Source organism: Paracoccus indicus (genome assembly GCF_003056335.1).
GTDB lineage: Bacteria > Pseudomonadota > Alphaproteobacteria > Rhodobacterales > Rhodobacteraceae > Paracoccus > Paracoccus indicus.
On sequence record NZ_PYWA01000009.1, the window covers coordinates 55,169 to 66,763 of the forward strand.

At 65.7% G+C, this 11,595-nt stretch carries 11 protein-coding genes; all 11 read right to left on the reverse strand.

Annotated elements, in window-relative coordinates:
• Window positions 1-7: 7 nt before the first annotated feature.
• Complete coding sequence (locus DDE75_RS14485) at window positions 8-733, reverse strand: transcriptional regulator NanR (protein WP_108503103.1); 726 nt, start codon at window positions 731-733, stop codon at window positions 8-10.
• Between the two features lie 23 nt (window positions 734-756).
• Entirely contained in the window at window positions 757-2,526 is a 1,770-nt protein-coding gene (locus DDE75_RS14490) for a D-apionate lactonase family protein (RefSeq protein WP_418304190.1), read from the reverse strand.
• A complete protein-coding gene (locus DDE75_RS14495) occupies window positions 2,526-3,548 on the reverse strand; it encodes a Gfo/Idh/MocA family protein (RefSeq protein WP_108503104.1) in 1,023 nt (340 codons plus the stop codon). The genes DDE75_RS14490 and DDE75_RS14495 overlap by 1 nt, the downstream gene beginning before the upstream one ends.
• Window positions 3,549-3,552: 4 nt before the next feature.
• A complete protein-coding gene (locus tag DDE75_RS14500; RefSeq protein WP_108503105.1) occupies window positions 3,553-4,614 on the reverse strand; it encodes an ABC transporter permease in 1,062 nt (353 codons plus the stop codon).
• A complete protein-coding gene (locus DDE75_RS14505; RefSeq protein ID WP_108503106.1) occupies window positions 4,611-6,134 on the reverse strand; it encodes a sugar ABC transporter ATP-binding protein in 1,524 nt (507 codons plus the stop codon). Before DDE75_RS14505 ends, DDE75_RS14500 begins: the two co-directional genes overlap by 4 nt.
• Window positions 6,131-6,760: a DUF2291 family protein gene (locus DDE75_RS14510; RefSeq protein ID WP_108503186.1), complete on the reverse strand. Its 630-nt coding sequence runs from the start codon at window positions 6,758-6,760 to the stop codon at window positions 6,131-6,133. The genes DDE75_RS14505 and DDE75_RS14510 overlap by 4 nt, the downstream gene beginning before the upstream one ends.
• Window positions 6,761-6,823: 63 nt before the next feature.
• Window positions 6,824-7,765, reverse strand: coding sequence for a D-ribose ABC transporter substrate-binding protein (locus tag DDE75_RS14515; RefSeq protein ID WP_108503107.1), 942 nt, complete (start codon window positions 7,763-7,765; stop codon window positions 6,824-6,826).
• A gap of 105 nt (window positions 7,766-7,870) precedes the next feature.
• The gene (locus DDE75_RS14520) at window positions 7,871-9,148 is read right to left on the reverse strand and encodes a TRAP transporter large permease (protein ID WP_108503108.1); all 1,278 of its coding nucleotides are present in this window, start codon (window positions 9,146-9,148) and stop codon (window positions 7,871-7,873) included.
• Entirely contained in the window at window positions 9,145-9,621 is a 477-nt protein-coding gene (locus DDE75_RS14525) for a TRAP transporter small permease (RefSeq protein ID WP_108503109.1), read from the reverse strand. Before DDE75_RS14525 ends, DDE75_RS14520 begins: the two co-directional genes overlap by 4 nt.
• Window positions 9,622-9,672: 51 nt before the next feature.
• The gene (locus DDE75_RS14530; protein ID WP_108503110.1) at window positions 9,673-10,650 is read right to left on the reverse strand and encodes a TRAP transporter substrate-binding protein; all 978 of its coding nucleotides are present in this window, start codon (window positions 10,648-10,650) and stop codon (window positions 9,673-9,675) included.
• Window positions 10,651-10,716: 66 nt separating this feature from the next.
• A complete protein-coding gene (locus tag DDE75_RS14535; RefSeq protein ID WP_108503111.1) occupies window positions 10,717-11,547 on the reverse strand; it encodes a phosphogluconate dehydrogenase C-terminal domain-containing protein in 831 nt (276 codons plus the stop codon).
• Window positions 11,548-11,595 lie beyond the last annotated feature (48 nt).

Genomic DNA, 11,595 nt, shown 5'->3' on the forward strand with positions numbered 1-11,595 from the left:
CGCGGCGTCAGTGGTGGTGCCGGTAGAGCGTGTTGGATCGGTCCAGATGCGCCTGCATCGCCGTCACGGCAGCCTCGTCGTCATGGGCCTCCAGCAGGTCGATGATGTGGTCGTGTTCGCGCAGGGTCACATCCTCGTTTCCCGACCAATGAAGCAGCAGCCCGTGGTAATGGAACAGCCAGCGCAGCAGCGACTGGCTGGTCGCGATCAGGATCGGGTTTTCCGAAATGGCGGCGATGCGGGCGTGAAAGGCCATGTCGGTGGTCACGAAGGCCGAGGCATCGCCCATCTGGTCGCGCTGCCGGGACACCAGATCGCGCAGGTCGGCAATGTCCTTGGCCGTGGCCCTCTGTGCCGCAACGCGAACCAGCCCGCATTCGAACATGCGACGCGCCATCTTCAGATGCTCCAGCTGTTCGGGTTCCGACGACAGCAGCATGCGGGCCACGTCGTCGACGCGGCTGAGGACGCTGTCGGCGCTGAGTTCGTTCACCCGGCTGCGTTCGCCGTGGCTGATGGTGATCAGCCCCATCGTGTGCATGTGCTGCAAGGCCTCGCGCACGGCGGGGCGGCCGACGCCGAAACGCTCCATCAGGTCGCGTTCGGACGGCATGGGCGCGCCGGGGGGCAGTTCGCCGCTGGCCATCATCGCGCGAAGGCGGTCGAAGACCTCGTCCGACAGCTTGCGCCTGACGATCCGGTCCTGAGCCACGGGGGCTGCATCTTTCTTCATCAATCGCCTCTTGGCTGCGTCCCTCAAGACCTAGGCGTTGCGGCGGGGCTGTGCAAATCCTTAGCGGCAGTTTGCCGCCATCCGAAGCCGACAAGATCCGCCGCCTCATCGGGCTGCGGACACAGATTGGCAAGGAAGCCGACATCGCGCAGATCCAGTTCGGCACGGTGATCCGTCACTTCGGCCCGCAGCACCGGCTGGCCCGCACAGGCCGCCAGTGCCGCGACCAATGCCGCAAGCGGGCGGGCGGTGCCATCTTCGCGGATCAGCCCGCGCGGGCCATAGAGCGCGGCGGGCGTCCAGACCGTCAGCCCCGCCCCCGCCATGGCCGTGGCCAGTCCCAAGGTCCAGGCGGCGGCGAAAGCGCCGTCCTGACGCGGATCGTCATCGGCCATGCAGATGCGATCACGGTCCGGATTGGGGATCGTCCGGCTGCCATAGGGGTTCTGGCGCATGGCGATGGTGGACGGCCCCAGCCTGTAATCGCGCGCGCCGATGATCCCCCGCCCCGAGGCCAGGATATGCGGCACCGCCTGCAGGGTCTCGATCACCGAGAGATCATCCGCGGCATGGACGATGGGGCACAACCCGTGGGTCACGAAATCCGCATCCCCTGCTAGCGCGGGCTTGCGGTTCAGCTCGGGGAAGAAGCTGGCGGCACCGCCGCCAAGGGGCAGATCGGGAAAGGCGCGGCGGGCGGCGGCGTGGATATCGGCGATGGGCGGGCATGGCGGCCACTCGGACCCCGGCGGCGTCGATTGCCGATCGACCGAGGGCGTCACCATGACCGAAGCCGCACGCAACCCCGCATCCCGCACCGCCTGCGCATAGGCGGCGAATTCCGCCTCCAGATCGCCGCCCGGGGGGCAAAGCGCGATCAGCTCCAGATCCATCGGCAGATCGGGGAATTCCGCCTGAAGCCGCGCGAAACCCGCCAGATCGGGCCCAAGCGGACCCGCTGCGGCGTCCAGATGGCACAGGATGCGCGATGGATCGATGTTGCGCAGATCGCCGGGGGTGCGGGCGGCGCGTCCGGCATCACGGCCCGTCAGGACCAGCGCCGTCTGTGGAAAGACCGCCGTGCGGGTCGGCGGCACCCATGCAGGTGGGGCGACGTCCTGCGCAGGCTGCCATGTCACGCGCACGGCCTGCCGAAAGACCGCATCGGGTTGATAGGGCCAGGGCAAGGCCAGCGGGCGGTTATAGGTCTTGAACGAGGCATCGCCCCATTGGCGCTGATCCTCCATCTCGAAGACGTCGCCGGTCAGGCGGCAGGTGATCATTCTGTCGCCTGCGCGGTGGATCAGGCCGGTGATCTGCTGGAAGGGCTGCCACGGCGCGATCAGGTCGGGGAAATACCCGTCCGTCACGCTGCCATCGGCGTGTTCGACCTTGACGGGCGCACCTGCGACACCGTCGATCGGATGCAGCACGGTAAAGCCCGCGCGATTGGTCCAGACCTGCCCCGAGCAGCGCGCCGTCACCTGCGCCTCCATCCCGTCCGGACGCAGGCGCAGCGCGACATCGGCCACGATCCGACCCGTGCCCATGTCATAGGTGGCGCGATAGGTGACGTTGCAACCGTCGGTGATGGTCAGATCGTCGATACGGGGCGTCACGGTCCCCCAATCGCGGTCGCGGACCAGAAAGGACACAGCACGGATCGCCTCGACCCCCGCAACGGTCAGATGGCGCAGCTGGCCGCTTTCCAGCGTGACGGCGGCATCGCCCGCCACCAGCCGCCGACCCTGCACGGGGGGAATATCGGTCCCGTAAAGCGCCCGCAGATCCATCACCAGCCCGCCATATCCACCCGCGATCCGTCACGGGCCGAGGCATAGGCGGCTTCGACCAGGGCCAGCGTCTTCAGGTTGTCGTGGCCCGAGGTTTCCGGCTGCCTGCCCGCCCGCAGGCAGTCGACGAAATGCGCCTGGATCAGATGGACGCTTTCCTGGATGTTGTGCCAGGGACGTTCGGCCCAAGGCAGCAGCGGCGGTGCGACATCGCGGATGTCCTCGCCCGCCGCGTTCTGGATCACCAGACGATAACCCGCGTCCAGCCGCAGCGTGCCTTGGTCGCCGTCGATCTCCAAGAGGGTTTGCGGGAAGGTTTCCGGTGTGCGGCGGGTGGCATAGGAACAATCGACGACCGAGGTGACGCCGCCTTCGTGGTCCAGCATCATCGTGGCCACATCCTCGCCCTTGATGGCGGGGTTGATGCGGGTGGTGCTGGCCGAGATCCGCGCCACATCGCCAAACAGCGCGCGAGAGATGTCCAGGATATGGATGCCCAGATCCTGGATGATGAACCGCGGGTCCGTCGCCAGATAGGGCTGGCCCGAAAACACGTCATAGCCCGACCGGAAGCTGACCCGCCCGAAGAACGGCGTGCCGATGGCGCCATCGTTCAGCGTGGCGATGGCGGCGCGGATGGCCGATTGCCAGCGGAAGTTCTCGTGCACCATCAGCGTGCGGCCCGCGCCCTCGACGGCGGCAACCATGGCGCGGGCATCCTCCATCGTTTCGGCGAAGGGCTTCTGGCAGATGACGTGCAACCCCGCATCGGCCGCCGCCTGCACCAGCATCCGGTGCGAGCCGACGGTGGTGGCGATATCGACGAAATCCAGATCCTCGGCCGCCATCATCTGCACGGCGTCGGCATAGGTCCTTGCCACGCCGAAATCACGGGCGGTCCGGTCGCAGCGGTCCTGATCCATGTCGCAGAGGGCGACGATCTGCACGCCCTCGATCATCTGCCACGCGTGCATCTGGTTTTGCGCAAAGAACCCGCAGCCGATCAAGGCACCTTTCAGCATGACGTCACTTTCCCATTGCGGCTTCGGATTGCAGCGCGACCCGAGCCTGAAGTTTCTGTTGCGCCTGATCGACCACCACCGCGGCGATGATGACAAGCCCCTTGATGACGGTCTGCCAGAATGACGACACGCCCATCATCACCAGCCCGTCCGAGAGGACGCCGATGACGAAGGCCCCGACGATGGTGCCGCCGATCCGGCCCCGCCCGCCCGACATCGACGTGCCGCCAAGCACGGCTGCGGCAATGGCGTTCAGCTCGAACGCCTGACCGGTGGCGGGATGCGCCGCGACCAGTTGCGATGACACGATCAGCCCGACCAGCGCCGCGCAGAGCCCGCTGAACATATAGACGAACATCTTGATGCGGTTGACCTTGACGCCCGACAGCGCCGCCCCGCGCTCGTTCCCGCCCACCGCATAGACATAGCGCCCAAGCGGTGTCCGCCGCGCGACATAGGCCGCGACCATGGCCACGACGATCAGCATCCAGATCGACACCGGCAGGCCCAGGAAATTGCCCGCCCCAATCAGGCGGAAGGTATCGGAGCCGTATTCGGGATTGCCGTTCAGGTTCGGAAAGGTGCGGCCATCGGATGACAGCATGGCCGCCCCGCGACAGACGTAGAGCGTGCCAAGCGTGGCGATGAAGGGGGCGACGTTCAGCTTGGTGATCAGAAAGCCGTTCACCGCGCCGACGCCAATACCCACGGCCATGACCAGCAGGCAGATCTCGATCGTGTTGAACTGGATCGACCAGCCAAGGCCCAGATCGATGCCGTAAAGCACCAGCCAGCCCGCAACCATGCCACACAGCCCCACGATGGACCCCACCGACAGGTCGATCCCCCCCGAGATGATGACGAAGGTCATGCCGATCGCCAGAAAGGCGTTCAGCGCGACATGTTTCGACATGATCACCATGTTCGCGGTCGACAGGAAGTTCGGCGCGGCGAAGGCGAAGAAGGCGAAGACCAGGATCAGCGCGATGAAGGTCCGCGCCTTCAGCAGCACCAGAAGGGCCTGCCCGGATTGACCCCGCGGGGCCTGCGTTGCGATATGGGTCATGCGACGTTCCTGTCTGTGCTGTGGCCCTTGGCCGAGGCCGCGACCACGGCGGTTTCGGTGGCGTCATGCCGGTCGAATTCGCCGGTCACGCGCCCGTTGGACATGACGATGATGCGGTCCGACAGGGCCATCAGCTCCTCCAGGTCCGAGGTGACGAAGATGATGCCCAGCCCTTCGGCAGCCAGTTGGCGCATGGTGCGAAAGACTTCGGCCTTGGCGCCGATATCGATCCCGCGCGAGGGTTCATCCATCAGCAGGATGCGCGGCCTGGTCATCAGCGCCTTGCCGATCACCACCTTCTGCTGGTTGCCCCCCGACAGGCTGGAGACCGGGTTTTCCATCGAGGCGATCTTGACCGTCAGCCGCTTGACGAAATCCGCGACCCTGCGTTTTTCCGCGCCCAGGTCCATGTGGAAACCGGTGGTGATGGCATCCAGACTGGAGAGCGTCATGTTTTCCCGGATCGACAGCATCTGGACAAGGCCGTCGTTCTTGCGATCCTCGGGGATCAGGGCGATGCCTTGGCGGATGCGGCCCGCGACGCTGCGGCTGCGCAGCGGTTCGCCCGCGACGAAGAACCGGCCCGCCGCGTGGCCGTGCCGCCCGATGACGCATTCCAGAAACTCGCTGCGGCCCGCGCCCATCAGCCCATAGACGCCAAGGATCTCCCCCGCCCGCAGCGACATCGACACGTGATCCACTGCCAGCCCGCCACCCGGTCGGGGCAGGCAGACATCCTCGGCGCGGAAGATCTCGTCGCCGAAGGGGTGATCGTCGGTCTTGGCGTAATCTTTCGAGGCCCCGCCGATCATGCTGCGCACGATCCACGCCAGATCGACGCCCTCCATCGGGCGGGCGCCGGTGATCGCGCCGTCGCGCAGCACCGTGATGTAATCGCCGATCCGCAGCAACTCCTCCAGCCGGTGCGAGATATAGACGATGCCCACCCCGTCGCGGCGCAGGTCGTCGATGACGCGGAACAGGATCTCGACCTCGGCGGCGGAGAGGGCCGAGGTCGGCTCGTCCAGGATCAGGATGCGGGCGTCCTGCGCTAAGCTCTTGGCGATTTCGACGATCTGCTGCTGACCCACCCGCAGATCACCCACTAGGGCATCGGGCGAGATGTCGTGTTCCAGCCGTGCCATCAGATCGCGCGTGGCGCGGCGCTGCGCGGCCATGTCGATATCGACGCCCGCGCGGGTCATTTCGCGGCCGATGAAGATGTTCTCGGCGACGGTCAGGTTCGGAAACAGGTTCAATTCCTGAAAGACGATGCCGATGCCGTGGCGGCGGGCATCCTGCGTGCCGGCGAAATGGACGGGGCGACCCTCCATCAGGATCTGGCCCTCGGTCAGCTGCTCGACGCCCGCGATGACCTTCATCATCGTCGACTTGCCCGCGCCGTTTTCCCCGACCAGCACGTTGACCGCCCCCATGTGCAGGTCGAAATCCACCGATTTCAGCGCCCGCGTGCCGGGATAGACCTTGGTGCCGCCGCGGATCTGCAGCCCGATGGTCATGGCGTCACCTGCTGCAACATCGTCGGCACGATGACGATGTCGTCACCCGCGCTGCGCAGGGTGGCGGCGCCCTGGAACCGGAAGATCGTGCCTGTCAGGTCGCCCTCGGGCAGCGTGATCCGTTCGAAGGCCGCGTCGTTCAAGGCGCGGGCCAGCTTGGCGAATTCGATCTGGTCGCGGAAATCGGTGAAGACCAAGAAATCCGCTGCATCGCGCAGCGAGGTGCCACGGATCACCGGACCCAGCTGCACGGTCACATCGCCCTGCCCGTCGCCATCGGTATCCAGCGCCATGGTCGCCGCACGGGATTCGCGGTCAGAGGCGACGACGCTGCCCTGATCGGCCAGCAGGAAGTTCCACGGGCTGCCCTCGGACCTCGGGCGGACGCCATGAGCCTTGCCCGCCGCGTCCAGCCCGCCCGCCAGCGCGGATTTCAGCCTTGCGGTATCGACGGCGCGGTCGGCCACGAAGGGCACCAGCTTGTCGTCGAAGATCTGCCCCGCCAGCTGCGCCATGCGCTGCGCGTCATCCATCGGCGCGGCGGTGGTTTCCGGGTCGGGATCGGGGACGATCTTGCAGGCGGTCAGGCCGCCCAGAGCCAGCATCAGGGCCAGGCCTGCGGTCATCGCATGGGTCATGCGTCGCTCCGGGGTTGGGGAATGGCCCGGCATCGCGCCGGGCCGCAGGTGTCACTCGGCAAGCGCGAAGGTTTCCAGCTTGTCGGCGTTGTCGGCATTGATCAGCACGCAATCCATCAGCTGCTTTTCGTCCAGCCCGGTGCTGCCGTTCTTGAGGTATTCGTCCGCCTGTTCGACGGCCAGCTGCGCTTGGCGATAGGCTGGCTGCAGCACGGTGGCCTTGATGCCGCCCGCCTTGATGGAATCGCGCACGTCGTTCGAACCGTCGAAGCCCACGACGATCACATCGGTCCGGCCCGCAGCTTCCAGCGCGGCCCATGCACCCATCGCCATGGTGTCATTGCCGGAAATCACGCCGCTGATGTCGGGATGGGCCTGAAGGATGGTCTCCATCCGCTCATAGGCCTCGGTCTGGGACCAATTGGCGGTCTGCTGGGCGACCATCTCCAGATCCGGATACTGGTCGATGATGTCGTGATAGCCCGAGGATCGGATGCCCGCGTTGGTATCCGCCTCGCGGCCCAGCAGTTCGGCATATTTGCCCTCTTCGCCCATCAGACGGACGAATTCCTCGGCCCCCAGCTGCGCGCCCTGATAGTTGTTCGAGACGATCTGGCTGACGGCGATGCCGGATTCCTTGATCTCGCGGTCGATCAGGAAGGATGGCACGCCCGCATCCTTGGCGCTCTGGACGGCGGCGACCGTGGCATCGGCCCCGGCATTGTCCAGGATGATCGCCTTGGCGCCGCGGGCGACGGCGGTGTTGTACAGCTCGGACTGCTTGTTGGGGTCGTCGTCATGAACCATCACGACGGTTTCATAGCCCAGCTCCTGCGCGCGCTGTTCCGCACCCACGGCCTCGGCCTTGAAGAAGGGGTTGTCGTGGCTGGGGGTGATGATGGCGATCAGGCCCTCGGCGTAGGCAAGGGCGGGCATGGCGGCGGCCATGGCAAGCCCGATAGCTGAACTGATCAGCCTGGATTTCAGTGTCATGTTTTCCTCCCTGTGGTCAGCCGGGCTTGCTGCCCGTTCCTCTCTGACATCCCGAATGCTGGTCACGAATCATCATCATGTCAACAGGTATGATAACATGCTGACCTAAGGCATGACGATCCAGCCGATCCCAAGCGAGATCATCGGCACATAGGTGATCGCCATCAGCAGCGACACGACCACGAGGATCGGCCAGACCAGCGACCCGAACAGCGCCTGCACCGGCACGCGGGCCACGGCAGCGGCGGCGAAGAGGTTCACCCCCAAGGGCGGCGTGATCATGCCAAGCGCCAGGTTCACCACGATGACGATGCCGAAATGCACCGGATCGATGCCATAGCCGATCGCCACCGGCGTCAGGATCGGGGCCAGCACCAGGATGGCGGCCGATGTCTCGATGAACATGCCGACGACCAGCAGCAGCAGGTTCACCCCCAGCAGGAAGGTCAGCGCCGAGGCGAAATTGTCCTGCGCCCAATCCCCGATGGCATTGGGCAGACCCGACAGGCTGATCAGGAAGCTGAACAGAGCCGCCGCCGAGATGATCAGCATGATCGCGCCCGATGACACGGCCGCGCCACGGAATATCCCCGGCAGGTCGCGCCAGCCGATCTCGCGATAGACGATCAGGCTGAGGATCAGCGCATAGATCACCGATACGGCGGCGGCCTCGGTCGGGGTGAAGATGCCGCCATAGATGCCGCCGACGATGATCACCGGCATCATCAGCGCCCCGAAGGACCGGCGCAACGCGGGCAGGATCGGCTGGCGACCCTCGGCGTCGCGCAGGCCGTAACCTTTGACGCGGCACCAGATCTGCACCATCACGACCAGCCCGCCCGCGATCAGCAGGCCCGGCACCAGCCCCGCCAGGAACAGCCGCGTGATCGAGGTCTCGGTCGAGACAGCATAGAGGATCAGCGGCACCGAGGGCGGGATGATCACCCCGAGTTCCGCAGATGACGCCTGGATCGCCCCCGCCATTCCGACCGGATAGCCGTGGCGCATCATCGCCGGGATCAGGATCGACCCCACCGCGAAGGTCGTGGCCACGGACGACCCCGAGATCGCGGCGAACAGCATGCAGGTCAGCACGCAGCAGCTGGCCAGCCCGCCCTGCACGTTGCCGACCAAGGATTTCACCAGATCGACCAGTCGCGCCGAGATGCCTCCATGCGTCATGATCGCGCCCGCTAGGATGAAGAAGGGCACCGCCATCAGCGGAAAGCTGTCCAGCCCCGTGAACATCTTCTGCGGGACGACCAGCAAGGGCAGGTTCGAATGGAAATGGATCGCAAAGACCGAGGCCAGCCCGATGGAGACCGCCACCGGAACCGACAGGGCAAAGAGTGCGATCAGCGCCGTGGCAAGGGCGGCGTTCATGGCTGCTGCCTTTCCTGGTCCAGATGGTGCAGGATCACGCCCGCGATCGCGGCCAAGGCGCCCATGGGGATGGCGGCGTAGAACCAGCTCATCGAGGTGCCCAGCATGGCGACCCGCTGCGCCTGCACGCGCATGGTCATGGCCCAGCCCTGCCAGACAAGGATCACCAGCAGCGTCAGCGTCAGCACCGTGACCAGCCGGATCACCCAGATCTGCAGGTTCGCGGGCAGCAGGCTGCGCAGGAAATCGATGGGGATCATCGCGCCCAGCCGGAAGCCGGCGGCGGCGGCCAGCAGGGTGGACCAGACGATCAGCCCGCGGGCCAGAACCTCGGACCAGCCGACGGCGTCGCCGAGGACAAAACGCGTCACGACCTGAAAGAAGACCAGCGCCGTCGCGACCGCCAGAAGCAGCGCCGAGAGGTTATGCGCAATCCGGACGATGACCTCGCCCGTGGACCGGAGTGGTGTCATGATGTTCCCCGTGCAGGATGGGCGGACCGGGCTGCCCCGGTCCGGTCGGGCTTACTGCTGCGCGTCGCGGATACGCTGGATCAGCTCGGGCGAATACTGATCGGCATATTGGTCATAGGCGGGCTGGACGGCCTTGATGAAGGCATCCTTGTCGATGTCCTCCACGACGTTCATGCCGTTTTCCTTCATCAGCGCGATGCCCTCGACCTCGTTCTTGGCGACGGTGGCACGGGATGCCTCGGCCGCGGCATGGGCGGCCTCGCGGAACCAGCCCTGCTGTTCGGGGGTCAGCGCATCGTAATGGATCGCGGACATGGCGACGACGGCGGGCGAATAGACATGGCCCGTCAGCGTGATGTTGTCTTGGATTTCCCACATGTTGTTCGCCGTGACGATGGTGATGGGGTTTTCCTGCCCGTCGATCGTGCCCTGTTGCAGCGATGTCAGAACCTCGGTCCAGCTCATGGGGGTGGGGGCGGCACCGGCGGCCTCGAAGGCGGCGATATGAACCTCGTTCTCCATGGTGCGCAGCTTCAGCCCCTCAAGGTCCTCGGGCGTCTCAATGGGCCGGATCGAGTTCGTCACATGCCGGAACCCGTTTTCGGCCCAGGCCAGACCGACCAACCCGTGATCGCTGAACTGGTCAAGGATATCCTGCCCGATCTCTCCGTCCAGGACCTGGTGGGCGCTGTCGTAATCCTTGAACAGGAACGGGAAATCCAGCGCATAGACGGCTGGCACAAAATTCCCGATGGGGCCTGTGGACGAAATTGTCAGTTCCACCGTGCCGATCTGCAGCCCCTCGATCACGTCGCGTTCGCCGCCAAGGGCACCCGCCGGACGCAGGGCAACCTCGAATTCGCCATCCGAGAGTTCGGCGATCTTTTCGGCGAAGGCGCGGCCCGCATCGCCGTAGTGGCTGTCGGCGGGCGGCGTGAAGGCCATGTTCATCGTGCGCGCCTGCGCCCCCATCGGGATGGCGGCAATCATGGCGGCCATGGCAAGGCCGAGGCTGGCGTATCTGGTCATGTCGGTGTTTCCCCCCTTGGATGATAAGACCCGGCGCGCGCCCTCCCGCGGGCGCCGGGTTGGTCGTCAGGTGATGCGATGGATGCTGGCCTCGATCTCGTCCCATTCGAAGACGCGCTTCCAGTCGTCGCGCATCAGCATCGGCACGCCGAACTCGATGGCCTTGTTGCAGGCGTCGGAAAACGCGCCCTGGCGTTCCTCGAAGATCACCGCGCCAAGGATGTTCATGTGCCCCAGCAGGAAGTCGCGGGCGCATTCATGGCTGACACCGCTGCGGCGGACGGTTTCATCCATCGCCTCGCGCATGACGGTCAGCAGCGAGGCGCAGACGGTTTCCGACAGGCCCGGCTCCAGCATGGCCATCTGCTTGACGGTGACCTCATAGGTGCGGGCGACGGGGGCATAGATGGCGCGGGCGATCCGGTCACCCAACTCGTAGTGTTCGCGCGGGCCCTGCATCAGCGCGTTGACCACGCCCTGCTGCGCCGCCACCCCGCCGAAATGGTCGGCGCGGCCCTCGGGGGTGGATTCGTCGTTGAAGATGGGCGGATGACAGGGATGGGTCACGAAGTAGGTGATGTCGTCGCGCTCCGGCAGATGGCCCGCAAATGGTGCCGCTGCATCCAGCACGACGACCATCGTGCCGGGTGCCAGCGTCGGCACCACCTGCGCGGCGACCTTGCCGATCACGGTATCGGGCACCGCCAGAATGACCACCTGCGCATCCTGCAGCGCGGCGTCCTGCGCCACGCAATCCAGACCGGTTTCCGATTTCAGGCGGTCGCGACCGATCGGGCTGGCCTCGACATGGGCCACCCGGAAGTCGGTCTTGGCCAGGTTGGTGGCCAGGCGCACGCCCATTTTCCCGCCAGCCCCGAACAGCGCCACTTTTGTCATGTCATCCCCCCATCGGAATCAGATCTTGCTTTAACTGGTATGATGAGA